The organism is bacterium, assembly GCA_035370465.1.
Taxonomy (GTDB): Bacteria; Ratteibacteria; UBA8468; order B48-G9; family JAFGKM01; genus JAGGVW01.
In genome coordinates this window covers 1-26,092 of record DAOOVW010000016.1, presented here as the reverse complement: position 1 = coordinate 26,092, position 26,092 = coordinate 1, and the positions used below count along the sequence as shown (strand labels likewise).

Sequence of the window (26,092 nt, the reverse complement as noted above, 5' to 3'; positions counted from 1 at the left end):
ATTTTTCAATTAACTTATATCCCTTTCTCTTTTATTTTTCTTTCTATTTCTCTTTTTATGTATCTTTCTTTTATCGCTTTTCTTTTATCATATAATTTTTTGCCTTTTGCTAATGCAAGTTCAACTTTCGCAAATCCCTCAGTATTAAAATAGACAGAAAGAGGGACTATTGTCAAGCCCTTCTCTTCCATTTTTTGTTTCCATTTAATTATTTGTTTTTTGTGTAAAAGTAATTTTTTCTTTCTTAGTGGATTGATTTTTTCAAATGAGTTTGGATATGGAGAAATATAAAAATTAAATAAGTACATCTCTCCATTTATTACTTTTGCATAACTATCTTTAAGATTACCTCTTCCTTCTCTCAATGCTTTTACTTCGCTCCCTTTTAAAACAATACCACTTTCTACTTTTTCAATTATTTCATAGTCATGATATGCTTTTCTGTTTTCTATCTTTCTTATTATGTTTCCCACATCCCGCCTCTTACTTCCCACAATTTCAAGTTCTTATTATGCGTCTTTAAAAATTCAACTTTTATTTTCTTTGTTTTTATTTCTTTGAAAAAATGTCTCTTAAAATAACAGGTATTATTTTTTTCCTCTAATAATAAGTTCCATTTTGAATTTTTAAAAGAGTAAATTTTATATTGTGCAGGAATTGACTCAGGAATATAAAAAGGTGGAATCTGGTGATATTCTTTTTCAATAACTGCATCAAAAATAAACTGAATATAATTTAACCTTTCTTCATTTTTAAATTCAAATTCAATAAATTGTGGATATTTATTTTCAGAAATCCAGACATTTGTCCATTTTTCAGGTCTTGAAACGCCACTCATCACATTTTCTGGTGAAAAACAATAAATTTCAGGAATAGTTTTAAAATAGATATTTTTAGAATTTATTCCTGCTTTTGAGACCCATTTTTTACCTGGCTTTATTATTTTACAGCAGCCAGGAATCCCATCTTCTACTTCATTTAGATATATGTTTTCATTTTTTTCAAAATAAAACCAGTATATTCCTTTTTCAAGTTTTCTATTTACAGGAATTTCAATTATTTCTTGATTTTTTTTAACATTAATTTTTACTGACTTTATCTCTTTTCCTTTTTCAAAATCCCATAAGTCAAAAGATGAAAAAAGATGAAAGTTTAATGTTGTATCTTTCAATACCTTTATTTTGAAAATAATTTTTTTAATATTTCCACATAAAGGAAGTTTTTGTCCAATTGGAAATTCCAATTTTATTAGTTGTAAATTTTCATCAGGAATTTTAAGCGGAATTTCTGAACTGCCTTTAACTTGTGAAGAAAGAAATACATCATTTTTATCTTCATTTTGGACATCTGGAATGAAAACACCATCTCTTAAAAGAAATTGTTGAAGTTGTTTTATGTAATTTTTTGTAATATCTCTCGGGAAACAATTATATTTTTTACATAGATATACAGCAATTCCTGTTGCTTGTCCAAGTAAAGCATTTGTCTCCATAAGCCGTGTTGACCCTAATGCAACATGAGAAACACTTATATTTCTTCCTGCCATCAATAAATTTTTAATGTTTTTTGAATATAAGCACCTATAAGGAATTTGGTAAATATAAACATGTGTTTTATCAACCTGTTTCCAGTATTCTTCCGGGTCTTCTGTATGAGTTGCTTCTGGCGGTTCTTCTTTTGCTAAAATACCCCCAGGAGTATGAAGGTCTATACCCCATCCACCATAAGCAATTGCATCTGGGAATTTTTTCCTTTCCTTTAAATCATTTTCAGTTAAAATGTAATCACCAATAATTCTTCTACTTTCTCTTTTTCCAGGTACCATCCCAACCCATTCAAGAACAAAATTATCAAAACCATGTTCTCCTTCATTTTTAAGGTGGTCCCAGATACCAAGAAGATGAGCAAGTAATTGATGCTTTATCTCTTCATTATCATGTATTATATCAAACGGCTCTCCAATCTCTATCCACCAATATCCTGGCTGTGATAAATGGTATCTTTTCTCTAATGTAATATCATCTTTTTTGTATTTTACTATCCAGGAAGGTGGGTCAAATTTTACTTTCTTCCCCACATCTCTTACTAAAAACATTAAAGAACTTCCCATAATTCCCATATCACTTTCTTCAGGCGCAAGGGACTCCCTAAATTCATCTCTTCCTTCTCTCCCAATACGATATTCAGCACCAGATGAAAAAGCAACAACTCCATCTCCTGTCGCATCAATAAAATAATCACCATAAACAACAAAATCCCGTTCACTGCCTAATTCAATACATAAAACACCTTCTATTAAGTCGCTTCTTTTCATTATTGCTTTTCTTACAGAAGTATTTAAATACATATCAACATTTTCTTTTTTTAATAGGTCATAAAGAACGAGGTCTAAATTTGAATTTGTCTTACTTGAACCGTGATAATTAAAGTTAATTCTTCTTTCTTTAAGACATATTTCACTCATTATTCCTGTTTCTCTTGCCCATGGATTAAATGAAGCAGCGCCTCCAATATTTACCCTTATTTCAGAAGATGCATTTCCTCCAAAGACAGGTCTATCTTGAATTATTGCTGTTTTTACTCCATATCTCGCACTTGAAACTGCTGCACAAACACCTGCAAGTCCTCCACCACATACAACAAGTGCATATTTTTTATTATTCATTTTTTATCCCCTTTTCAATATTATAAGACAAGAGAAGAAAAAATAAAAATATCTTTCTTTTATTTATGAAAACTGATATAATATATTTAATTAAAAAGTAAAATAGATGAGTAGAGAGAAAAAATTTTAAATTTTTTTGTCTTTTCTTTGCTTTTATTGTTGTCTAAGGGTCGCTTTATGAATTTTACGCCGGCGGGAGCCTGTGAACTACTCGTTCCTAAAATATAATCAGGACCTGCTATTAAAGAGAATAAGGAATTTTCTTTCTACTTGTTGCCTATATAAAATATATGACCTTTTATAAAGAGGAGAACAAATGGGAAAAATTTACAACATAGGACTTTTTGGAGAAAGCAAATCAGGAAAAACAACATTAGGAGAAAGTTTGCTTTTACAAGCGGGTGCTATTGATAGAATGGGAACTACCAATCAAGGAAATACAGTCCTTGATTTTGAAGCAGAAGAGAAAGAGCGGCAGATAAGTATTAGTTTGGCAGTGGCATATTTCAAAAAAAACGACAATATTTTTTATATTGTTGATACTCCTGGTTATATGGATTTTATAGGAGAACAAATTTCAGGTATAGAAGGGGTAGATATTGCTGTTATAAATATAGGAAGTGATATCGGTATTGATGTTGGAACTGAAAAATTATGGGAAATAATAAAAGGTAAAAATATCCCTTCATTTATATTTGTAAATAAAATTGATGTTTCTGATATTAACTTAAATTCTCTCTGGTCAGAAATAGAGTCATTTTTTGGAAAAAAGTTAGCCCTAATTACATATCCTATAAAAAAGGGAGATAATTTTGAGATAGTGAATATTTTACAAAATCAAGTAGAAGAAGATATAAAAGGACTTTTTCAGAAAACAATGGATGCTATTGCTGAACTTGATGATAATGTAATGGAAAAATATTTAGAAGAAGGGAAATTAGAAAAGGAAGAAATTTCAAAATGTTTAAAACAGGGAATTTTAAAAGCAGAAATTATGCCTGTCCTTTTTGGTTCTTCTTTGAAGTTAATTGGTATAAAAGAATTATTTGATTTTATACAGAATTACTTACCTTCAACAGATGAACTGCCCCCTGTAAAAGGGATAGGTCCTGATGAAAAAGAAATTGAAAGAGAAAGAAAAGCTGAAGTTCCATTAAGCGGAAAAGTTATAAAAACAAACTTTGACCCATTGGCAGGTCGTCTTTCTTATTTAAGGGTTTTTTCTGGTGTATTGCAATCAAATTCACAAATTTTTAATTCTTCAAAAAATATAAAAGAACGAATTGGGCAGTTATATAGAATGATGGGAAAAAAGCAGGAACCAGTAGAAAGTGTTTTACCAGGAGAAATTGTTACTGTTACCAAATTACAGGAGACAGAAACTTTTGACTCCTTTTCTGACCCTTCATCCCCAATTGTTTTTAAAAAGCCCAATATACCAACTGGGGCTGTTTCTTACTCAATTACACCAAAAATTAAAGGGACAGAAGATAAATTGGGAAATGCTCTTAATAAAATAGTTGAAGAGGATTTAACAATAAATGTTTTTAGAGATGAAGAAACAGGAGAAACATTACTCACCGGTATTGGAGATTTACACATTGAAATTACAACAAAAAAATTTAAAAATAAGTTTGGAGTGGAAGTTGAAAAAGGAATTCCCAAAATTGCCTATAAAGAGACCATTACAAAGGAAGTTAATGCAGAAGGAAAATTTAAGAAGCAAACAGGTGGAAGAGGACAATATGGACATTGTTTTATAAAAATTGAACCACTCCCAAGAGGCAGTGGTTTTGAGTTTGTTGATAAAATTTTTGGAGGTGCAATTCCAAGACAATATATTCCTTCTGTTGAAAAAGGTATCAGACAGGCAATGAAAAAAGGGGTTCTGGCTGGTTATCCATTGGTTGATTTTAGAGTTACTCTTTATGATGGAACATATCATCCAGTTGACTCATCGGATATTGCTTTTCAGGTTGCTGGTTCTATGGCTCTACAAAAAGGTGTACAGGACGCTGGCCCTATTTTACTTGAACCAATTGTAAATGTTGAAATAAGAGTCCCACAGGAATTTGTTGGCGATGTTATAGGAACAATAAATGCAAAAAGAGGCAAGGTATTAGATATGACAATCATCGGGAAAAATCAGGTAATAAAGGGACAGGTTCCACTTTCTGAAATGGCAAATTATACAAATGAATTAAGGTCTATCACAAGCGGGAAAGGGAGTTATTCAATATCTTTTTCTCATTATGAACCAGTACCTTCTTACATTGCAGAAAAAATTATAGCAGAAAGAAAAAAAGAAAAGGAGAAAGTTCAATAATATGATGGTAAAAGTTGAAGTAGAGGGAGTTGTTTTGAATTTGGTTACACATTCACCTATTGTGATTTTAAAAAGTAAGAAAGATGAAATTTTGCCAATTGTAATAGGAATTTTTGAAGCACAGGCAATTCTTATGGTCCTTGAAAAAAGTTCTTTTCCGAGACCCTTAACACACGACCTTATAAAAAATATCATTGAAATACTTGGAGGGAAAATTACAAAAGTAGAAATATATTCAATAAAAGAAAATATTTATTTTGCCAATTTAATAATTGAGTATAATGGAAAAACAGAAACAATTGATTGCAGACCAAGTGATGGGATAGCACTTGCTTTGAGATTTGGTGCTGATATTTATGCTGATGAGAATTTACTTGAAAAGGCAGAAATTATAAAATATTATGAAGGACAGGATTTTGTTAGTTCAAATAAATTTAATAAACCAATTGATAAAAAAGAAGCAGAAGAATTTAGAAAATTAATTGAAAATATATCTGCAAAAGATTTCTGGGAAAAACTAAAAGGGGAGGGCAAATGAGTGGACATTCTAAATGGCATAGTATAAAGCATAAGAAAATGGCAACTGACCAGAAGAGAGGGAAAATTTTTACTAAATTGATAAAAGAAATAATGGTAGCAGCAAAAGCAGGAGGGCCAAATCCTGAATCAAATGCCCGATTGCGGCTTGCAATTGAAAAAGCAAAAGAATATAACATGCCAAATGATAATATTCAAAGGGCAATAAAAAAAGGGACTGGTGAAGAAGGAGGGATGAATTATGAGACAGTTTATTATGAGGGTTATGGTCCAGGAGGAGTGGCAATTTATATGGAAGCAGTTACTGATAACAAAAATAGGACTGCTTCTGAAATAAGGTCTTTATTCACAAGACATAATGGGAATTTAGGAGGACAGGGAAGTGTTGCATGGATATTTGAGAGAAAGGGATTTATTACTGTGAAAAAGGACAAATGTTCAGAAGATAAATTACTTGAGATTGTGTTGGAAAGTGGCGCTGAGGATATGTCGGCAGAAAAAGATGTATACGAAATAACAACAAGTCCTGAAAATTTTGAAAAGGTAAAAAAGGCACTTGAAGAAAATAATATTGAAATTGAGAGTTCAAGTTTTACACTAATTCCAAAAAATACTGTTAAAGTTGAAGGAAAAACTGCAGAACAATTATTGCGACTATTAGATGAACTTGAAGATAATGAAGATGTCCAGAATGTTTATGCGAATTTTGATATGCCAGATGAAATCCTTGAAGGAATTTCAAAATAAAATTGAGAACATTAGGAATTGACCCGGGTATATGGAAAGTTGGCTATGGAATTGTAGAAAAAAAAGGGAATTGTTTTTCTGTTATTTCAACTGGCTTTATAGTCCCACCAAAAAATTTGAAATATAAAGATAAATTTTCACATATAGCAAAGGAAGTTGAAAAAATTTTAGAAAATGCAAATATGGATTTTGTTGCAATTGAGGAAATATACATAGCAAAAAATGTTCAAATTGCTTTAAAAATTGGACAGGTAATTGGAATAATTGAGGCAATTGCAATGAGACATAATATTGATTTTGAGACAATACCTCCAAGAGAAGTGAAAAAATGTTTAACAGGAATTGGTTCCGCTGATAAAGGGCAGGTTAAATTTATGGTTGAAACAATAACTGGATATAAAAATTTTAAAAATGTTGATGAGAGTGATGCAGTTGCAGTTGCAATTTCATCCTTTTATTTAAAAGAAGAAAATGATTTATTATATAAATGGAAAGATAGTTGAAAAAAATCCAATTAAAGTTGTTGTTGAAAAAGATGGAATAGGATATGTTGTAAATGTATCTCTTCAAACATCTGAAAATATAGGAAATCCAGGAGACGATGTTAAACTTTATACTGTTTTGAAAATTGCTGATGAAGATATAAATTTATATGGATTTTCTACAGATCATGAAAGGGAATTTTTTCTTCTTTTAATTGGAGTGCCAAATATAGGACCAAAAGTTGCTTTAAGAATTTTATCTGGCTCATCAGTTGAAGAAATATACAATGCAATATCAAATGAGGACCCCTCTTTTTTTACAAAAATCCCAGGAGTTGGTAAAAAAACAGGAGAAAGATTGATAGTTGAATTGAAACAAAAAATTGAGAAAATTGAACTTGTTCCATCAGTAGAAAGTATAAAAACCGATAGAGAACTTTTCTCAAATGCAGTTGATGCTTTAACTGTTTTAGGATATAAAAGAGCAGAAGCAATTTCATCAGTTAAAAAAATATTATCTCAATTTAATAACAAGAGTTTAACATTAGAGGAAGTTATAAGAGAGACATTAAAAAAACTATAAGATGGAAAAAGAAATTACATCTCCAATGGCAGGAAATGAAGATAAACAATTTGAGCAGAAGTTAAGACCATTAACTCTTGATGAATTTATAGGACAGGATAAGATAAAAGAAAATTTAAAAGTCTTTATTTCTGCTGCAAAAGAAAGAAAAGAGGTTTTAGACCATGTTCTTTTTTATGGGCCTCCTGGAATTGGGAAAACAACACTTGCTTATATAATAGCAAATGAAATGGGTGTTAATATAAAAAGTACATCAGGACCTGTACTTGAAAAAGCAGGAGACCTTGCAGGAATTCTAACAAATTTAGAATTTTCAGATGTTTTTTTTGTTGATGAAATACATCGCCTTTCAAGAAATGTTGAAGAATATCTTTATAGTGCAATGGAGGACTTTGTTATAGATATAATGATTGGTGAAGGTCCAAAAGCAAAATCAGTAAAAATCCCTATAAAACCATTTACATTTATTGGAGCAACAACAAGAATGGGACTTATAACTTCTCCTTTAAGAAACAGATTTGGGATATTGCATCGTCTTGATTATTATGCAAATTCAGAAATAGAAAAAATTATAAAAAGGTCAGCAAAAATTTTAAATATTGAAATAACAGATGAAGGAACTAAAGAAATAGCAAAAAGGTCAAGAGGAACACCAAGAGTTGCAAATCGTCTTTTAAGAAGAGTAAGGGATTTTGCACAGGTTAAAGGAAAAGGAATAATTGATAAAGAAATTGCAGTTTATTCATTAAACCAGATGGATGTTGATGAAGAAGGACTTGATGAAATGGATAAAAAAATTCTTGAAGTTATAATAACAAAATTTAATGGTGGTCCTGTTGGAATAAAAAGTATATCAATTGCTGTTGGAGAAGAGCCATCAACAATTGAAGAGGTCTATGAAAGTTTTCTTGTCCGAAAGGGATTTATTAAAAAAACACAACAGGGACGAGTTGCAACATACCAAGCATATAAACATTTAGGAGTTGATAAAAAAACACCTGATGATCTCTTTTAATCCCTCTTCCAGGAACCTGGTTCCGGGAACCTGGTTCCGGTAAAGTGGTTGACAGAAATATATATTTAAAGTATAATTTTAAAAGCACAAGGATGTGCCTACCTAACAAAGAAGTTCTTTTTATTTTCCTTTCAATGATGAAGGACAAAAAATTATTTTTATTTTTAAAATAAGGAGGATATTATGGAAGGGAAAATAAACCTTTTTCAAATGGCTCAAAAACAATTAGATAAGTCATTTGAAAAATTAAATTTAGATACCAATATACAAAGTATTTTGAGAGTGCCGATGAAAGAAATTCATATTTCAATTCCAGTAAAAATGGATAATGGAAATATAAATATCTTTAAAGGTTTTAGAGTCCAATACAATAATGCATTAGGTCCATTTAAAGGAGGAATAAGGTTTCATCCAAATGAGACAATTGATACTATAAAAGCACTGTCTTGCTGGATGACATGGAAATGTGCAGTTGCCAATCTTCCATTTGGGGGAGGTAAAGGTGGAGTTATATGTGAACCAAGAAATATGTCAGATAGGGAATTAGAAAAATTAAGTAGAGGATATATTGACTTATTATCTGATGAGATAGGACCTGAAAAAGATATTCCTGCTCCTGATGTCTACACAAATTCCAAAATTATGGGATGGATGATGGATGAATTCTCAAAAATTAAAGGGGTTAATTCACCTGGTGTCATTACCGGGAAACCAATATGTATTGGTGGTTCACAAGGTAGAGAAGATGCAACTGCAAGAGGAGCAATTTATTGTGTAAGAGAAGCATCAAAGTATTTAAATATGGACTTATCCAATACAACTGTTGCTATCAGTGGATATGGAAATGCTGGTTCTCACATGGCTATTCTAATGAAAGAAATTTTTGGTTCTAAAATTGTTGCTGTGAGCGATTCAAGAGGAGGAATTTATAACAAAGATGGTTTGGACCCAAAAGGTGTATTAGAATATAAATATAAGAACAATTCTTTAATGGATTTTCCTGATGCAGAAAATATTACAAATGAAGAGCTATTGGAATTGAAAGTTGATATTTTATGCCCGTCTTCATTAGAAGGAATAATAACAGAAAAAAACGCTAATAATATCAAATGTAAAGTAATAGCAGAACTTGCAAATGGTCCTACAAATCCTTCTGCGGATGAAATTCTTTTTGAAAGAGGGGTTACTATAATTCCAGATATTTTGTGTAATAGCGGAGGAGTTATTGTTTCCTATTTTGAATGGGTTCAAAACATATGTGGATATTATTGGCCACTAAAAAAAGTTTATCAGAATTTAGATAGACAGATTACAACTGCTTTTAAAAATGTTATGAGTATGGCAATAAAAAATAATATCTGTTTAAGAACTTCTGCTTATATGGTTGCTGTAAAAAAAGTGGTAGAAGCAATGAAATCAAGGGGTTGGGTATAAAGGCAAAGAATGTCCGACCTCCAGAAGGAGGTCGGACATATTATATACCAACCAGAGTTATATTGAATTTCTTACAATAATTTATTGTTTTTTCTTTGTCAAAAATTATTGTTTTGCCACTTTCAACTGCAATAACTTTTCCTTTTGTTTTTGCAATTAATTTCACTGTATCTGGACCAATTACTGGTAGGTCAAATCTTTCATCTTTTTGCTTCCCGGCAATTTTAACAAAAACAAAATCAGAACAATACCTTCCTGCTCTTTTTATCATTTCATCAGTTCCTTCAATTCCTTCAAGACATATGAGCATACCATTTTTTATAACAATACTTTGCCCACATCTATATTTTTCTATATCTAAAAGAAAAGAAATACCTGTTTTTATGTCCTTTTTCTCATTCTCTTCTAAATTTCCACAATAAATTTTTCTTTCTGCAATTTCATCTTTAAAAAATTCTTTTAATGATATTGTTTCAATTCCATAATTTTTTAAAAGGGAAATCCCCTTTTTTAATACTTCTTCTCCTGTCCAGTTAGATGTTGAAGTTAATAATTGTCTGCCAAGAAAATCAAATTTTTTATCAAATAGAATAGTTGCAGGAATTTTACCAACTAAAATTATTTTTTTAATTTTCGCTTTTTTTAAAAAGTCAAATATTTCAGAAAGGTTATAAGGAGATAGGATATTTGTTTTTGTGAATTTTAATTTTTTAAATGAAAATGGGATAGGAATAAAATTTTTTTTTAATTTTTTGAAAGAATATTTAGAAAACTCATCATCACTCAAAAATATAGCAATTTTCTCTTTCACTTTGCTATGCCTCTTTCTGATGCTTTTATGAATTCAATAATTTCTTTTATTTCTTCACATTTATTTATTCCTTCAAGTTTTAAAACTGCCTCTCCAATATTAAATCCAGAACGGAAAATTATTTTATAGGCACTTTCAATCAATTCAATTTTTTCTTTATCAAAATTTCTTCTTTTTAATCCAACTGTGTTTATACCACAAGGAATTGCAGGATGCCCATCAGCCATTATAAAAGGTAATATATCCTTTGTAACTTTGGAACAACCACCAATTATTGAGTGCTTGCCTATTTTACAAAACTGGTGAACTCCAACCATTCCTCCGATAATTGCATAATCATCAACTTTTACATGTCCTGCTAATGTTCCTACATTGGATATTATAATGTTATTACCAAGAACACAATTATGTGCTATATGAGAATACGCCATCAGGAGATTATTATTTCCAATAATTGTCCACTCACCTTTTGAAGTGCCTGGATTTATTGTCACAAATTCTCTTATTATATTATTATCACCGATTTTAAGAAATGTCTTTTCTCCTTTATATTTTAAGTCCTGGGGAATGCTTCCAATAACTGCTCCTTTAAAAATTTTACAGTTCTTCCCAATTTCTGTCCAACCAGATATTTGAACATGTGGTCCTATTATACATCTTTCCCCTATTTTTACATTCCCTTCTATAACTGAATAGGGACCTATTTCAACCCCATCTTCAATTATTGCCTCTGTAGAAATTATTGCAGTTGGATGTATCTTTTTCATTTTATTATTGAACCTCATTCTTATTCACAGTAGTGAGTAGTAAGCAGAGAGTAAGAAGAAAAATTTTAATCCCCAGTGAAAGTTTTGATATACTATGGCAGAAAGTGTTAAGTAAAATCCATCCCATCCTTCCTTTATAAAAGGAAGGAGTAATTCCCCCTTTAATAAAGGGGGATATAAAAGGGGATTTCGCTTTTTATTTGTATCTTTTTTTATCTTACTACTTTCTACTTGCTACTTCTTAGTCAATGCAGTCAACTGTATCTTTTTCATCTTATATCAGGCATCTACAACAGTAAACATTAGAAGTGCTTCTGCTGCTATTTTCCCATTAATATATGCTCTTCCCTGTATTTGCCCTACTTTACTTCTTAATTTTGCAATTTCAACTTCTATAAGTAGTTGGTCTCCTGGTTTTATTGCTCTTCTAAATTTTACTTTATCTATACTCATAAAATATGCTAATTTACCTCTATTTTCTTCCTTATTCAACATTAAAACTCCGCCTACCTGTGCCATTGCTTCTACAATTAAAACACCTGGCATTACTGGCTTTCCTGGGAAATGTCCTTGAAAAAACCATTCATTTATAGATACATTTTTTATTCCTATTGCTTTATTTTCTTCAATTTTTAATATTTTATCAATAAGAAGAAATGGAAAACGATGTGGAATAATTTTTTCTATATCTTCTATGTTTAATTCCTCTCCTGTAACAGAACCAGAAATTGAGGGAGAAACCACAGCACTTGCTTTTTCTTTTTTAACAACTTCTTTAATTTTTCGGACAAGTTTTGTATTAAGTAAATGTCCACTTCTTATTCCTATAATATGTGCCTGTATTGGATAACCCAATAAAGCAATATCGCCTATAAGGTCATCTATTTTGTGTCTAACTGGTTCATCTTCAAATCTAAATTTATTATTTATTGGTCCTGTTTCTGAAATAACAAGAGTATTTTCATAGTTAGACCCTTTTCCAAGTCCTATTTCTCTTAAATTTTCTACTTCTTCTTCAAGACAAAAAGTTCTTGCAGGAGAAATCTCTTTTTCATAAATTTCAGGATTTATTTCATAAGAAGCAAATTGTGATTTTAAACAAGTAGATGGATAACTGAGAGTATATGAAATTTTAAGTTTTTCCGAAGGAAGAGCAATTATATGAGAACCATTATTTGAAATATAAATTGGGTCTTTAATTTTATAGATATCTTTCAGTTCATCCTGTGTTTTTACACCTGCTTTTTTTATTGTATCAACAAATGGTTTTGAACTACCATCAAGACCTGGACATTCAGGACCATAAATTTCAATGAAAACATTGTCAATTTCAAGAGCATAAAGAGCAGAAAGAAGATGTTCAATTGTATGAATCTGTATTTCCTCATTTCCTATAGATGTTCTTCTTGGATATTTTAAAGTATCAAGTAAGTTTGTTATATCTGCTCTGATTGGTTCTGTATTTTCAATATCTTTTCTTAAAAAAAATATACCAGATGATACAGAAGCGGGCTTAAAAATAACTCTTGCTTTTTCTCCTGTATGAAGTCCTATTCCTTCTAAAAAGGTATCTTTTTCAATCGTTTTTTGATATTTCTTCTCCATAAAGATGCTCTAAAATTTTCTTTAAATTTTCTATTTTTTCTTCAATTTTTTTTATTCTTTCGTTTAATTCTGGTTGCTTTCTTACAAAAACCTGGAATCTCATATCTTCCCATTTGTCTCTTGCTGGAAAACCAGTAACATGGGTATTAGGCGGTACATCTTTTGTCACTCCTGCTTTTCCACCAATAATGGCATTATCTCCAACTGTAATGTGGCCTATAATACCTGCCTGTCCTGCTATTATGACATTTTTCCCAATTTCTGTGCTTCCTGATATTCCTACCTGAGCAACAACAATTGTATTATCTCCTATCTTAACATTGTGAGCAATTTGAACTAAATTATCAATTTTTACACCATTACCAATGTATGTTTTATCAAATCTTGCCCTATCTATGGTAACATTTGAACCAATTTCTACATCATCCCCAATTTCTACAGTACCAATCTGTGGTATTTTATGGTGAATTCCTCTAACAGTTGCAAAACCAAATCCGTCTCCACCAATAACTGTCCCAGGATGAAGAATTACTCTATCACCAATTTTTACCCTTTCTCTTATAATAACATGGGGATAAATTAAGCCATCCTTCCCTATTTTTGTGTAATGTCCAATATAAACAGCAGCACCAATAACTGTATTATCTCCAATTTCTGCATTATCTTCAATCACAGCAAATGGTTGAATAGAAACATTTCTACCTAATTTAACATTTTCTCCAATTATTGCAGTGGGATGAATACCTGCTGTAAATTTCACTGGTTCATCTCCAACAAGTTCCATAATTTTTGCAAAAGATAAAGATGGATTTTCTACCTGTATTAAAGTTGTTGAAACAGTATTGTTAATTTCAGGAGAAACCAGAACAGCAGATGCCTTTGTTGTTTTAAGCAAGTTTTTATATTTATTAGTTGCAACAAAAGTAATATCACCTGGTTCTGCTTCTTTTATGCCTGAAATACCTGTAATAACAATATTTTCATCACCTATAACTTTTCCTCCTACAATTTCTGCTATTTCTTTTACTCGCATATTCATTTTTCCTCATTTTTGAGAATTTAAAACTTCAATTATCTTATCAGTTAAATCACCTTTTTCATCTCCATAAAGAATTATCTGATTGTTTATGTTATTCATAATTATACTGTATCCATTTTTCTTTCCATAATCACTTATTACCTTTTTTATTTCCTCTAACCTCTGATTAATAAGTTCATTGTTCCTGTCAGTAAGTTTTTTGTTAACATCACTCCACTGCTTTGTGAATTCCTCCATTTTTGTTTTTAATTCTTCTTCTTTTTTTGTTTTTTCATCTGGTTTTAAAATATCTTTCTTTGCATCATATTCCGCCTGCATTTTCTTAATTTCTTCCTGTAGGTCATTTATTTTCTTCTGCTCTGTCTCTACTTCCTTATTAAATGTCTCCTCACTCTCAATTGCTTTTTTATAATTGGTAAATATTTTCTGCATATCAACATATCCAATTTTAATATCTGCAAATGAAACAATAGAAAACAAAAAAATACTACAAACTACACCAAACAAAATTTTCTTTTTCATTCTTTTCTCCTTTTCTTGTTTTACGGTTCTACCAAAATTTTTGTTATCTGTTCATTTTCCCCCTCACTCTCGCCCTCTCCCCTATGGGGAGAGGCTCGCCCGTAGGGTCCTCGCTTTTGGCTACGGATTCTAAACTACGCCCGAGGGGAAGGGGTGAGGGGCGATTTCATCTATTTTTCATCTAAGTTTTTGACACTACCTAAAAACCAAAACTCATTCCAATATGAAGTTGCCCTTTATCCTCTCCAGGTTCTTCATCTAACGCATATCCATAATAAACTTCTATTGGAGCATTAAAAAATGGGATAATTACTTTTATACCAGCACCAACTCCTTTTTTCAATTCAGAAAAATCCCATTTATTTGAAACATTACCTATATCAAAAAACAATACGCCTTTCAACATATCTTTGTATAAAGGATATATCATTTCTAAATTTTGTGCAAATAATGTTTTTCCACCCACATAATATCCCTGTGCATCTTTTGGTGATAAAGTCCTTTCATCATATCCTCTAACTGTTCCTATACCACCACCAAAAAACCTTTCATAAATTGGAATATCCTCTATATCTTCACTGAGCCATCCAGCATATGTTCTACTATGAAAAGTCCATCTCCCTAATGGATGATAATAATTATTTTCTATTGTTGGTTTTATGAAATCAATATCCCCGTTTAAAATTCCACCTGCATATTCAACTTCTAAATCAAGTTTATCTCCAATTGTTGGGGATGACTTGCTATCAAAATTATTATAAACAAAAGAAAAATTAATACTATTTTTAGTTAAATCACCCTCTTGATATCTAATTGATGGGATATCTACATCTGATAAATCGTTTTTTTCTGATAAAAATTTAGCTCCAAAAGAAAATTTTTCCCATCTTCTTCCAATTCTTAAATCTCCTCCTGTTCTTTCAATTGTATAATCATCCCATTCATGAGTTAATCTATAAATATCAGGTCCGAACCATATTGGTTTGTCAAGAAAATATGGTTCTGTAAAACTTAATGTAAAATTCTCTGCTTCTGTTCCTATTTCTGTTGTTAAAGAAATCCTTTGACCTCCACCAATAAAATGAGGTGGATTTGTAATATCAAAATTATTCTGCTGGATACTTATTACACCAACAACATTATCTACACTACTATATCCACCACCAAGCATAAATATCCCTGTTCTTTCTCTTTCTTTTACATCAACAACAACATTTGCACTTTCTTTTTCAGTAAACTCAGGAAATATGTTTATCTCATCAAAATAATTGAGGGCTCTAAGGTTTTCCCAACTTTCCTTTATTTTTTTAGCAGTTATAATATCTCCCGGGTAAATTTCTACTTCTCTTCTTATAACTTTATCTTTTGTTTTTGTATTCCCTTTTACTTTTATTTCTTCTGCGTGATAAACATTTTCTGGTTCTATATAATAAGTAATATTTATATATTTATCCTGTATTGTAGGTATTGGTGTAACACTTGCTTTTATATATCCCTTATTATAATAAATATCTAAGATATTTCTTATATTTTCCTGTGCCTTTTCTTCATTAAATACCTCTCCTTTATTTTTTAAAGTTAGGGCAGAAAATAATTTGTTTTTATCAAAAATCAAATTGCCCTGAAAATCAATATCTCCTAAAAAATATTTTTCTCCCTCTTTAATATCAAATTCAATTTTAATAAGAGAGTGTCTGACTGGAATAATTTTCCCTTCAATTTGGACATCTAAAAATCCATTCTTCTTATAAAACTTTTTTATACTTTCAATATCTTTCTCAAGAACATCTTGTTTAAATGTTCCCCTGAAAATTGGCATCTTTCTTCTTTTATGTTTTATGCATTTTGAGAGTTCTTTATTTGAGAAACTTTTATTCCCTTTAAAAACAATTTCACCAATACAGTTCCTTCCACCTTTTTCATCAATTTTTATATGTATATCAACTTTTTCATCTACTTGTTTTATTTCATAACTTATTTCAGCTAAATTAACACCCTTTTTTATATAATTTTGTCTTATCTGCTCAATTCCTTCTTTTAATTTAACTTCATTAAAAACATCTCCTTTGTTTATTCCTAAAAATTCAAGAAGTTTTTTCTTCTTAAAAACCCTATTCCCTGAAAAATATATTTCTCTAATAGAAGGATTTTCTTCTAATAAAATTTTTAGATATACACCATCTTCTTTTTGCTCATATTCATAACCTACATTTTTAAAATATCCTGTTTGAGATATTACTTTTATATCGTTTCTTATACCCTCTTCACTAAATTCAGAACCTATTTTTGTTTTTATTAAAGAAAATATCTTTTCCTCACTGACATTTTTATTTCCAGATAACTTTATTTCTCTAATATATGATTGAGAAAAAGAATAAACAGAAAAACTAAGTAGGAATAACAGAAGCGGAATTATGATTTTCCTCAAATTTTTCTCCTTTTTTTTGTAAGCGGAAAGAAAGTTGTTCCCCTTTTCTGTACACTATTACAACTAAATCTGGTGGAAATTTATCTTTTAGAATTTCTTCAGATAATGGGTCCTCTAAATATCTTGATATTGTTCTTCTTAGGGGTCTTGCTCCAAATTCAGGATTTGTTCCTTTCTCAATAAGAAAATTTTTTGCCTCATCTGTTAACACAATTGAAATATTATTTTCTTTTAATCTTTCTTCAACTTCTTTTAGTTCAATTTCAAGAATTGAGTAAAGATGCTCTTTTTCTAATGGATGGAAAATTACTATTTCATCAAGCCGATTTAAAAATTCAGGTCTAAATGTCTTTTTAACTCTCTCCATAATCTGTTCTTTAAGAGATGAAAATGAAATTTCATCTTCCTGTTCACCAAAACCAATAATTGCTTTGTTTTTAAAAACATTTGTCCCTATATTTGATGTCATAATTAAAATAGTATTTTTAAAATCAACGCTTCTGCCAAAACTATCAGTAAGACGACCATCTTCTAAAACCTGTAAAAACAGATTAAAAACATCAGGATGTGCTTTTTCAATTTCATCCAACAGAATTACACTATAAGGTCTTCTTCTTACTTTTTCTGTTAATTGTCCTCCTTCCTCATATCCAACATATCCAGGAGGAGCACCAATAAGTCGGCTTACTGAAAATTTTTCCATATATTCGCTCATATCAATTTGAATAAGTGCCTGTTCATCCCCAAAAAGAAATTCTGCAAGTACTCTTGCAAGAAGTGTTTTACCAACACCTGTTGGTCCTAAAAAGAGGAAACTGCCTATTGGTTTTCTTGAATCCTTGAGCCCTGCTCTTGACCTTCTTATCGCCCTGCTTATAGCAGATATTGCTTCTTGCTGCCCTATAACTTTTTTATGGATAGCACTTTCTATTTCAAGAAGTTTATCTTTCTCTTCTTTGCGTAATTTATAAACAGGTATTCCTGTCCATTGAGAAACAACATCTGCTATGGACTCTGGAGTAACTATTCTCTTTTCTTCAGGAATTAATTTTTGCCAGTTTTCTTTTAAATAGTCAAGTTTATTTTTTAATTCTCTTTCATTATCTCTTATGATTGCTGCTTTTTCATAATTCTGTTTGTTTATTGCCTCTTCTTTCTTTTTTGTTACCTCGGTTATTTCTTTTTCTAATTTTTCTATTTCTTCTGGTGGATTAAAAAGTTTAACTCTTAACTGACTCATTGCTTCATCAAGAAGGTCTATTGCTTTATCAGGTAAATTTCTTCCATTTATATATTTCTCACTTAATTTAACTGCTGTTTCAATTGTTTCATCAGTAATTTTAAGATTATGATGTGCTTCATATTTTCCTTTTAACCCATTAAGTATATCTATTGTTTCACTCACTGTTGGGGGGCTTACAAAAACTGGTTGAAATCTCCTTTCAAGCGCTCCATCTTTTTCAATATATTTCCTGTATTCATCAAGAGTTGTTGCTCCAATACATTGTATTTCACCCCTTGAAAGAGGGGGTTTTAAAATATTTGATGCGTCAATTGCCCCTTCAGCACCACCTGCTCCAACAAGTGTATGAAGTTCATCTATAAAAATTATTATATTATTTGAATTCTTAATTTCATCAAGAACTGTTTTTACTCTTTGTTCAAATTCTCCTCTATATTTTGTCCCTGCAACCATTGAGGGTAAGTCCAGCATAATTATTCTTTTATCTTTTAAAATGTCAGGGGCTTTCCCTGAGGCAATCATATGAGACAGTCCTTCAACAATAGCGGTCTTACCAACTCCAGGGTCTCCAAGTAATACTGGATTATTTTTCTTCCTTCTACAAAGAATCTGAATTACTCTTAAAATTTCTTTTTCTCTTCCTATAACCGGGTCTAATTTCCCTTCCAATACCTCCTTTGTTAAATCCTTCCCAAATGTATCCAATGCAGGTGTTTTACTTTTTCTACCTGTTGAATATTGTTGTCTATATCTGTTTTCTCCAAAACTATTCTCTGCTGCAAGTTGTCCACCATCAGTAAGCATTTGTTCAAATGTTCGTCTGAGGCGGTCTAAACTTATACCATCTCTTCTTAAAATTTTTGAGGGAATTGTTTCTGTGTCTGCCACTAATCCCAAAAGCAGATGTTCAGTCCCTATATAATTATGTCCTAAAAATTGTGCTTCTCTAAAAGATAGTTCTAAAACTTTTTTTGACTGTTGACTTAAAGGGAGTTCTCTAACATAACTGACAATCCCGATTTTCATATATCTTTCTATTTCATTTTTTACTTTATTAAGGTCTACTCCAAAATGGTGAAGTATTGAAATTCCAACTCCCTGCCCTTCTTCAATCATTGCTAAAAAAATATGCTCTGGTTCTATTTCGTTATTTCCATAATTTACTGCTTTTTTCCTTGCTAAGTCAATTATTGTTCTTACCCTTCTTGTAAATCTTTCAAACATTTTTTAAATCCTCCTTCTTTTCTTTTTATAATTTTACCTCTTTTAACACATTTTTTGAAATGGAAATTTTTTTCTCAGTAAATTTTAAAGAAGAATTTAAAATCCATATAAATAAGTTATGAAAAATTTCATCGTCTATATTAAGAATATCAAGTTTTTTCCCTAAATACATAAGAGAAAAAAAATAAAGGAATTTTTCTTTATTTATACTTTTATATTTATCAATTTCTCTAATTTTTTTATTTATTTTTTCTCTTATTCTTTTCATTTTTCTCAATCTTTCAACTGCTTTTTCTTCTTCCTGTAAAATTATATTAACGATAACTTCTAATTCTTCTATAATTTGTTTTCCTCTTTTTCCTGATGTTTCTTTTGTCGTAATTTGGAAAATATTACCCAATGGCTTTGAACCTTCTCCATAAAAACCCCTTACCATTATACCTATATTTTCTATTGCTGAAAAAATCTCGGAAGTAATTTTTAAAATTGATAATGCAGGTAAATGTATAAGAACTGAACCTCTTATTCCTGTACCAATATTTGTAGGACAGGCAGTGAGATAACCAATTTTTTGAGAAAATGCATATTCAATTTCCTGTTGAAGGAAATTATCTATTTTATTAACTTTTTTAAGTCCTTCTTTCAAATTAAGACCCGGTTGAATACTCTGAATTCTTAAATGGTCTTCTTCATTAACCATAATAGAAACTCTTTCGTTCGGTAAAATCGCAACAGATGAAGGGACAGAATTTTCTATCAAATCATTACTTATTATTCTTCTTTCAATAAGTATTTGTTTTTCTTTTTTATCTATCTGGTCAGTCCTTATTAAAAAAATTTCATCATAAGGATAACTGAGAATTTTCTTCAAAACAACATTTTCTACTTCTTTTGCTTCTGAAAAAGTCATATTATGAGGAAATGGATAATTATTTAAATTTCTTGCCATTCTTACTCGTGAAGTAATAACATTATTAAAAGAAATTTTTTCAAAAACCCATCTTGTTTTTTCTTCAATAATATTTGATGAAAGCAAATTAACATTTTCTATCTTCATACTTTTCAGGAATTTTACCTTTATACTCAATACTTCTATGAATTTTTTTAAGAAATTTAATTATTTCAGGATAAAAGGCATTATAGCATTCTGGACATCCTAAAAACCCAATTTTTTTAAAATCAGAATAATGATAACCACAAAAAGGACAAATTTTATCCTTATTATATTTCTTTTTTGTTATTCTTTTATTATTTAAATAAACTACAAAGACATCTTTTTTACTATTCATAAACAGGCACACCTTCAACTTGAGTTAAATTTATAAATTCATCTCTTATTTTTTTTGTTATTTTTCCTGGTTTAGCAGAGCCAATAATTCTGCCATCAACTTTAACAACAGGAACAATCTCAGCAGCAGTTCCAGTTAAAAACATTTCTTCACATGTATAAATATCATATCTTGTAATGTTATCTTCTTTAACTTTTAAACCAATATTTTTACCCAATTCCATAACAATATCTCTTGTTATACCTTCTAATGTTCCAACTGATACGGGTGGCGTAGAAAGAGTATCTCCTTTAACAATAAATATGTTTTCACCAGTGCCTTCTGAAACAAATCCATCCTGATTTAAAATAATTCCTTCTGTTGCTCCTGCATTATTTGCTTCAATTTTTGCCAATATATTATTTAAGTAATTCAGCGACTTTATTGCTGGATTTATTGATTCATTGGCATTTCTTCTTGTTGCAACTGCAACTACATCAATTCCTTTTTCATAAACAACTTCTGGATATAACTGAATTTTGCTTGCAATTATAAAAAGAGTAGGGATTTTACATTTATTCGGGTCAAGTCCAAGGTCCCCAACTCCTCTTGTAACAACTATTCTTATATAACTATCTTTTAATTTATTTGTTCTCACAGTTTGGATTGTTGCTTCTTTAAGTTCTGAAAATTCAAGAGGAATTTCCAGTAATATTGCTTTTGCTGAATTATAAAGTCGTTTAAGATGCTCATCAAGCTTAAAAATTTTACCATTATAACTTCTTATACCTTCAAAAACACCATCTCCATAAAGAAGTCCATGGTCAAAAACAGAAACTTTTGCTTCTTCTTCTGAGACAAATTTCCCATTTAAATATATCGTAAGTCCCATTTTATCTACTCCTTTTTTCGATTTTTTCTATTTTACCTTCTTTTAAATATACAACTTTTGAAGCAATTTGTAAAAAGTTCTCATTATGTGTTGCAATAACAAAAGTTGTATATTTTTCTTTATTTAAATTTATAATGAAATTGAAAAAAATTTCTGCTGAAAACTTATCAATACTTCCAGTTGGTTCATCTGCAAATATAACTTCTGGCTGGCATATTAAACTTCTGCATATTGCAACTCTTTGATTTTCTCCTCCTGAAAGTTGTGTTGGATAAAAATCCCTCCTTTTCAATAAACCAAATTTTTCAAGTAATTCCTCTGCCTTTTTATAATATTTTTTTACCCCTTTGTTTTTTTCTTTTATCCATAAAGGCAACATTACATTTTCAACAACTGTAAGTTCTGGTAATAGATAAAAAAACTGAAAAATAAATCCAAATTTTTTATTTCTTATTTCTGCTGCTTGTCTTTCCCCAATATTGTTTAATAATTCTCCATTAAAAAATAAATTCCCTTTTGTAGGTTTATCAAGAAGACCAAAAATATTTAAAAGTGTTGTTTTACCAGAACCAGATGGACCAAAAATTACAACTATTTCCTTTTCTTCTATTTCTATATTCACATTTTCAATTGCAACTACATTTTCACTATAAACTTTTGTTATATTTTCACTTTTTATTTTATTCATTTCTTATTGCCTCAGCAGGATTTAACTTTGCTGCTCTTGTTGAAGGATAAATACTTGCAAAACTCACAATTACTAGAACCAAAATACATATCCATAAAATATCCATAACTGAAATCTCAATTGGAAGATGAGAAAGGTCATATACAAATTCAGGAATTTTTATAAATTGATATTTTTTAACAATAAAAGACAGGGAAAGACCAATAACAAGCCCTGAAAAAAGCCCTTTAACTCCCAATATCAATCCCTGATAAAAAAATATTTTCTTTATTTCCCAACGAGTTAGCCCAATTGCTTTTAGTATTCCAATATCTTTAACCTTTTTATACACAGAAATCATCAATGTTGAAGCAATATTAAAAGAAGCAACAATTATAATTAAACTTAAAATTATTGCCATCGCTTTTTTTTCAAGGGCAAGAGCAGAAAATAAAATTTTATTTTTTTCAATCCATGTAGAAACAGAATATTCTTCTGCTATGACTTTTTTTATTTTTTCAGCGGTTTCTTTTGAATTGTAAATATTATCTATTTTTATACCAATTCCATGAACTGAATTTATGTTTAAAAAATCCATTAAATTTTTTAATGAGACAAAGCCAGTTGAAACATCAAAACTATAAATCCCATAGTCAAAAATCCCGACTACCTTAAAACACATTTGTTTAGGAATAAGTCCTACAATAATCCAGACATTATCACCAGGCACAACTTCTAATTCCTTTGCTAATTCTTTCCCTAAAATTATTCCATTTTCAATATCACTATATTTCCCTTTAACAATAAACTTTTCTAAATTTGTAACATCTTTCTCTGTATCACTTTCAATCCCTTTTAAAATACCTCCAAGCATATAATTGTCTGACTTATAAATTACCTGAGTTGAAATAAAAGGGGAAATTCCTTCAACTTCTTCAACATTTTCTTTTATTTTTTTAATTATATTTTGGTAATCATAAATAGATGGTCTACCTTCTATTGTAATTACAGGATTTGCACCTATTATCTTTTTTTTAAGGTCATTTGAAAAACCGTTCATTACTCCAATAACAAGAATAAGAGCAATAACACCAATTGCAATTCCAGCAATTGAAAAAAAGTTTATAAACCATAAAAAATGGTCATCTTTTTTCCTGCTTAAAAATTTTTTAGATAGAAAAAAATTATAAGACCCCATAATGCAACAATTATACCTGAAAACTTACCACATTACAAAAATTCATCAATTGTGTAAAAAAAAGTATATGAAAATACATTATTTATGTTTTCAAATTTTTCACTGTGAAAAAACAGATAAGAATATGCTAATAAATAATTTTATTGTGATTAAGAACTATTGCATAATTTTTGTATGTTTATCTTTTATCAATAAAGAGACAAGAAAAGAACAAACTGCAAGTATAATACAGAAAAGAAAAATTGCCCTATAAGCAGAAGGTGGATATATAATTATCCCCTCTTTTTCCACAGAAGCATTTCTAAAATGGTCAAGAATAAATCCTGTACACCAGCCAAGAAAACCAATAAAAAGATAGGAAATGGTATTGAGTAACCCCACAGAGGTCGCAGCAATACTTATAGCATTACTCTCCTTCATTGTTGTTGTATAAACTGGTCCTGCTGCTGCTCCAATTGCAAGTAAAATATATGATACTAAAAACAACCCTTTTTTATTCAGAAAAGAAAGGTTTAAAAAAAGAATTAAAAGGGCTGTTAATGTAATAAAAGTGGCAGATGTTATAATAGAGCGACGTTTTCCAGTAAGTCCGGATGTATAACTTGAAACAAAAGTGAAAACAGTATTTGTTATCATCATAATAAAGGTAAATAACGAAGCATCAGATGAAGAAAAAGCACAGAAATCCTGAAGAAATTTTTTACCAATTGTGGATTGAAAAAGAAAATAAATTCCAAAATTTATAGGGCTTGAAATAAATAAAGGAAGAGAACGGGTATTTTTTAAAACACCCATAAGAAGTGGTAATGAAAATGTCTGCTTTTTTGTAGATGGTGTACCTGATATTCTAAATACAGAAAAACAGATAATAGTACAAATTGAACAGATAATCCCAATTAGGAATAAAGAATTTCTCCATCCTAAATAACTAACAAGTCGTTCAAGAGGATATGTGGCAAAGATACCTCCTGAATAACCAAGTACTAATGTTATACCAAGATAAAAAGGGAACTTCTTTTCTGGATAAATTGTCGTTAGGATTTTTATCAAACTAATGTATATAAAACCAGCACTGAAACCTACTATTGCTCTTGTTGTAAATAACATAGAAACAGAATGAGAAAAGGAAAATAAAATAGAACTGACACTTAAAAGAAAAGCACCTATAAGAAATGTCTTAAAACCACCAAATCTGTCAGATAACACACCACTAAAAATCTGCATTAACCCATAAACAAAAAATGTAAGAGAACCTAAACCCACAATGGTAGTAGCAGAAATAGAGAAAGTGGATTGTAATTCATTGAATATAGTACCTGGTATCCCTACTCTCTGGAAATATGAAAAAAAATATACGCTATTAAGAAGAAGAAACAATCCAACAGAACTCATTTTTTTCATTTTTAACCCTTTTTATTCTTTTCGGTACTGCCAAAATGGCTACGAGCTTTTATAATGCCTTTCTTTGTCTTTTAAGGTTTTTATATGTCTTTATATCCCTTCCCCTTTTTTTCTGCTTCTCTTCCTTCTTTAACCCCTCTCCTTTTGAAATCTCCCCCTCTGGGCGCAGTCCGAAGGATCCGTAGCCAAAAGTGAGAACCCAACGGGCGAGCCTTACCCCTCTTTATAAAATCCCTCTCAATCTCCGTTGTGCTATCTGAAAATCCCCCCTAACCCCCCTTTTTCAAAGTGGGGGATGAAACACCAACTCTGCTTTGCTACTCCCCGCTTCCTTAGTCGGTAGCAGTTGTGCTTGCTGAAAAACGCTAAGCACCAACTCTGAGAAACAAGGTAAGCAACTTTAGTCGGTTTTATAAAAGGAGAAATCAAATCCCCCCTCATCCCCACCCTCGGGCGTAGTTTAGAATCCGTAGCCAAAAGCGAGGACCCTACGGGCGAGCCTTCTCCCCAACAGGGAGAAGGACGAAAATCCCCCTTCAAATCCCCCTCTTTCCACGTTGTGCTATCTGAAAATCCCCCCTAACCCCCCTTTTTCAAAGTGGGGGATGACACACCAACTCTGCCCTGCTAACCTCTGCTACTTTAGTCGGTTTGTCAAAGGGGGAAAATACTCCTTCCCTTGACAAGGGAAGGAAGGGATGGATTTTCCTTTTCATCTTTTTTTTTCATCTATTTTTTGACACTACCTCTTTTCCCCTAAAAAATGTTATTATATAAAGAAATTTAATTATTGACAAACTTTTAAAAATGTTATACTTTAAACTCATAATATTTTAATTTAAACCCTTAAATAAATTCGGATAAGTCCTTATATTCTAATATTGTTTTTGAGTAGTGGTAAAATTAAAAAAATGGGACAGAAGAACCAGACACTGATAAAGCATTTGAAATTGTTAAAAGATGCTATGAAAAAGGGCTTTTGTTTTTTTCTCCTGTTGGTTATCAATCATCAGCAATAAAAATTTGCCCTCCACTTATAATAGAAGAAGCAATAAAAGAAGGATGTAGTGTAATAGAAGAAGCAATTGAAGAAATTGAAAAGGAAAATCATTAGAAATATCAGGAAATTATGGTATTGAAAGTATTTTAATTTTTGTGTATAATTTACCTTGTAAAAAAAAGCAGAAAAATATAAAAGGAGTTAATTATGGCTATAAGAATACGCCTTGTAAGAACAG

General features: G+C 30.4%; 23 protein-coding genes. 8 read left to right on the top strand and 15 right to left on the bottom strand.

Translation table 11 applies throughout. The features are described from left to right. Positions 1–14: 14 nt before the first annotated feature. Together smpB and PLW95_03610 are read right to left on the bottom strand one after the other, a co-directional pair. Complete coding sequence (gene smpB, locus PLW95_03615; GenBank protein HOV21753.1) at positions 15–473, bottom strand: SsrA-binding protein SmpB; 459 nt, start codon at positions 471–473, stop codon at positions 15–17. Further along, entirely contained in the window at positions 461–2,665 is a 2,205-nt protein-coding gene (locus PLW95_03610) for an FAD-dependent oxidoreductase (GenBank protein ID HOV21752.1), read from the bottom strand. The genes smpB and PLW95_03610 overlap by 13 nt, the downstream gene beginning before the upstream one ends. A gap of 316 nt (positions 2,666–2,981) precedes the next feature. Between PLW95_03610 and fusA the strand changes: the two genes are divergently transcribed. The 7 genes from fusA to PLW95_03575 all read left to right on the top strand — a co-directional run bounded on the left by fusA (position 2,982) and on the right by PLW95_03575 (position 9,789). Continuing rightward, the gene (gene fusA, locus PLW95_03605) at positions 2,982–4,991 is read left to right on the top strand and encodes an elongation factor G (protein HOV21751.1); all 2,010 of its coding nucleotides are present in this window, start codon (positions 2,982–2,984) and stop codon (positions 4,989–4,991) included. 1 nt (position 4,992) lies between these two features. Beyond that, entirely contained in the window at positions 4,993–5,529 is a 537-nt protein-coding gene (locus tag PLW95_03600; GenBank protein ID HOV21750.1) for a bifunctional nuclease family protein, read from the top strand. After that, positions 5,526–6,275: a YebC/PmpR family DNA-binding transcriptional regulator gene (locus tag PLW95_03595; GenBank protein HOV21749.1), complete on the top strand. Its 750-nt coding sequence runs from the start codon at positions 5,526–5,528 to the stop codon at positions 6,273–6,275. The genes PLW95_03600 and PLW95_03595 overlap by 4 nt, the downstream gene beginning before the upstream one ends. Before the next feature lie 2 nt (positions 6,276–6,277). After that, positions 6,278–6,778 carry a crossover junction endodeoxyribonuclease RuvC gene (gene ruvC / locus PLW95_03590; protein ID HOV21748.1) on the top strand — a complete coding sequence of 167 codons (501 nt, stop codon included), beginning with the start codon at positions 6,278–6,280 and terminating at the stop codon, positions 6,776–6,778. Then, positions 6,747–7,340: a Holliday junction branch migration protein RuvA gene (gene ruvA, locus PLW95_03585; GenBank protein HOV21747.1), complete on the top strand. Its 594-nt coding sequence runs from the start codon at positions 6,747–6,749 to the stop codon at positions 7,338–7,340. Before ruvC ends, ruvA begins: the two co-directional genes overlap by 32 nt. Position 7,341: 1 nt before the next feature. Beyond that, positions 7,342–8,355: a Holliday junction branch migration DNA helicase RuvB gene (gene ruvB, locus PLW95_03580; GenBank protein HOV21746.1), complete on the top strand. Its 1,014-nt coding sequence runs from the start codon at positions 7,342–7,344 to the stop codon at positions 8,353–8,355. A gap of 183 nt (positions 8,356–8,538) precedes the next feature. Further along, positions 8,539–9,789 carry a Glu/Leu/Phe/Val dehydrogenase gene (locus PLW95_03575; protein ID HOV21745.1) on the top strand — a complete coding sequence of 417 codons (1,251 nt, stop codon included), beginning with the start codon at positions 8,539–8,541 and terminating at the stop codon, positions 9,787–9,789. 40 nt (positions 9,790–9,829) lie between these two features. Here the strand turns inward: PLW95_03575 and PLW95_03570 are convergent, their stop codons facing one another. The 13 genes from PLW95_03570 to PLW95_03510 form a co-directional block, all read right to left on the bottom strand. After that, the gene (locus PLW95_03570) at positions 9,830–10,600 is read right to left on the bottom strand and encodes an LpxI family protein (GenBank protein HOV21744.1); all 771 of its coding nucleotides are present in this window, start codon (positions 10,598–10,600) and stop codon (positions 9,830–9,832) included. Beyond that, positions 10,597–11,367, bottom strand: coding sequence for an acyl-ACP--UDP-N-acetylglucosamine O-acyltransferase (lpxA, locus tag PLW95_03565; protein ID HOV21743.1), 771 nt, complete (start codon positions 11,365–11,367; stop codon positions 10,597–10,599). Before lpxA ends, PLW95_03570 begins: the two co-directional genes overlap by 4 nt. A gap of 279 nt (positions 11,368–11,646) precedes the next feature. Beyond that, positions 11,647–12,972 carry a bifunctional UDP-3-O-[3-hydroxymyristoyl] N-acetylglucosamine deacetylase/3-hydroxyacyl-ACP dehydratase gene (locus PLW95_03560; GenBank protein HOV21742.1) on the bottom strand — a complete coding sequence of 442 codons (1,326 nt, stop codon included), beginning with the start codon at positions 12,970–12,972 and terminating at the stop codon, positions 11,647–11,649. Continuing rightward, entirely contained in the window at positions 12,944–14,011 is a 1,068-nt protein-coding gene (gene lpxD / locus PLW95_03555) for a UDP-3-O-(3-hydroxymyristoyl)glucosamine N-acyltransferase (protein ID HOV21741.1), read from the bottom strand. Before lpxD ends, PLW95_03560 begins: the two co-directional genes overlap by 29 nt. A gap of 6 nt (positions 14,012–14,017) precedes the next feature. After that, positions 14,018–14,533, bottom strand: a complete 516-nt coding sequence (locus tag PLW95_03550) for an OmpH family outer membrane protein (GenBank protein HOV21740.1) — start codon at positions 14,531–14,533, stop codon at positions 14,018–14,020. A 199-nt stretch (positions 14,534–14,732) separates the two neighbouring features. Continuing rightward, the gene (gene bamA / locus PLW95_03545; protein ID HOV21739.1) at positions 14,733–16,961 is read right to left on the bottom strand and encodes an outer membrane protein assembly factor BamA; all 2,229 of its coding nucleotides are present in this window, start codon (positions 16,959–16,961) and stop codon (positions 14,733–14,735) included. Further along, positions 16,921–19,428, bottom strand: coding sequence for an ATP-dependent Clp protease ATP-binding subunit (locus PLW95_03540; protein HOV21738.1), 2,508 nt, complete (start codon positions 19,426–19,428; stop codon positions 16,921–16,923). Before PLW95_03540 ends, bamA begins: the two co-directional genes overlap by 41 nt. A gap of 25 nt (positions 19,429–19,453) precedes the next feature. Beyond that, positions 19,454–20,485, bottom strand: coding sequence for an ATP--guanido phosphotransferase (locus PLW95_03535; protein HOV21737.1), 1,032 nt, complete (start codon positions 20,483–20,485; stop codon positions 19,454–19,456). After that, positions 20,466–20,717, bottom strand: a complete 252-nt coding sequence (locus PLW95_03530; GenBank protein HOV21736.1) for a hypothetical protein — start codon at positions 20,715–20,717, stop codon at positions 20,466–20,468. The genes PLW95_03535 and PLW95_03530 overlap by 20 nt, the downstream gene beginning before the upstream one ends. Next, positions 20,710–21,588 (bottom strand): branched-chain-amino-acid transaminase, encoded by an 879-nt coding sequence (gene ilvE / locus PLW95_03525; protein ID HOV21735.1) that lies wholly within the window; start codon positions 21,586–21,588, stop codon positions 20,710–20,712. The genes PLW95_03530 and ilvE overlap by 8 nt, the downstream gene beginning before the upstream one ends. Position 21,589: 1 nt before the next feature. After that, positions 21,590–22,276, bottom strand: a complete 687-nt coding sequence (locus PLW95_03520) for an ABC transporter ATP-binding protein (GenBank protein ID HOV21734.1) — start codon at positions 22,274–22,276, stop codon at positions 21,590–21,592. Further along, on the bottom strand, positions 22,269–23,453 hold the full coding sequence (locus tag PLW95_03515) for an ABC transporter permease (GenBank protein ID HOV21733.1): 1,185 nt from the start codon (positions 23,451–23,453) through the stop codon (positions 22,269–22,271). The genes PLW95_03520 and PLW95_03515 overlap by 8 nt, the downstream gene beginning before the upstream one ends. A 156-nt stretch (positions 23,454–23,609) precedes the next feature. Further along, on the bottom strand, positions 23,610–24,854 hold the full coding sequence (locus tag PLW95_03510; GenBank protein HOV21732.1) for an MFS transporter: 1,245 nt from the start codon (positions 24,852–24,854) through the stop codon (positions 23,610–23,612). A 979-nt stretch (positions 24,855–25,833) separates the two neighbouring features. On the opposite strand from PLW95_03510, the gene PLW95_03505 reads away from it, so the two are divergent. Continuing rightward, positions 25,834–25,968, top strand: a complete 135-nt coding sequence (locus tag PLW95_03505; GenBank protein ID HOV21731.1) for a hypothetical protein — start codon at positions 25,834–25,836, stop codon at positions 25,966–25,968. The last annotated feature ends 124 nt before the right edge of the window (positions 25,969–26,092 follow it).

Coding starts and splice junctions, on each gene's coding strand:
- PLW95_03520 (HOV21734.1), bottom strand. CDS start 22,276: ATGAATAAAATAAAAAGTGAAAATATAACAAAAGTTTATAGTGAAAAT.
- PLW95_03510 (HOV21732.1), bottom strand. CDS start 24,854: ATGAAAAAAATGAGTTCTGTTGGATTGTTTCTTCTTCTTAATAGCGTA.
- PLW95_03550 (HOV21740.1), bottom strand. CDS start 14,533: ATGAAAAAGAAAATTTTGTTTGGTGTAGTTTGTAGTATTTTTTTGTTT.
- PLW95_03560 (HOV21742.1), bottom strand. CDS start 12,972: ATGGAGAAGAAATATCAAAAAACGATTGAAAAAGATACCTTTTTAGAA.
- ruvB (HOV21746.1), top strand. CDS start 7,342: ATGGAAAAAGAAATTACATCTCCAATGGCAGGAAATGAAGATAAACAA.
- ilvE (HOV21735.1), bottom strand. CDS start 21,588: ATGGGACTTACGATATATTTAAATGGGAAATTTGTCTCAGAAGAAGAA.
- lpxA (HOV21743.1), bottom strand. CDS start 11,367: ATGAAAAAGATACATCCAACTGCAATAATTTCTACAGAGGCAATAATT.
- ruvA (HOV21747.1), top strand. CDS start 6,747: ATGATTTATTATATAAATGGAAAGATAGTTGAAAAAAATCCAATTAAA.
- PLW95_03595 (HOV21749.1), top strand. CDS start 5,526: ATGAGTGGACATTCTAAATGGCATAGTATAAAGCATAAGAAAATGGCA.
- PLW95_03530 (HOV21736.1), bottom strand. CDS start 20,717: ATGAATAGTAAAAAAGATGTCTTTGTAGTTTATTTAAATAATAAAAGA.
- PLW95_03540 (HOV21738.1), bottom strand. CDS start 19,428: ATGTTTGAAAGATTTACAAGAAGGGTAAGAACAATAATTGACTTAGCA.
- PLW95_03600 (HOV21750.1), top strand. CDS start 4,993: ATGATGGTAAAAGTTGAAGTAGAGGGAGTTGTTTTGAATTTGGTTACA.
- lpxD (HOV21741.1), bottom strand. CDS start 14,011: ATGAATATGCGAGTAAAAGAAATAGCAGAAATTGTAGGAGGAAAAGTT.
- PLW95_03515 (HOV21733.1), bottom strand. CDS start 23,453: ATGGGGTCTTATAATTTTTTTCTATCTAAAAAATTTTTAAGCAGGAAA.
- PLW95_03535 (HOV21737.1), bottom strand. CDS start 20,485: ATGAAGATAGAAAATGTTAATTTGCTTTCATCAAATATTATTGAAGAA.
- PLW95_03610 (HOV21752.1), bottom strand. CDS start 2,665: ATGAATAATAAAAAATATGCACTTGTTGTATGTGGTGGAGGACTTGCA.
- fusA (HOV21751.1), top strand. CDS start 2,982: ATGGGAAAAATTTACAACATAGGACTTTTTGGAGAAAGCAAATCAGGA.
- PLW95_03575 (HOV21745.1), top strand. CDS start 8,539: ATGGAAGGGAAAATAAACCTTTTTCAAATGGCTCAAAAACAATTAGAT.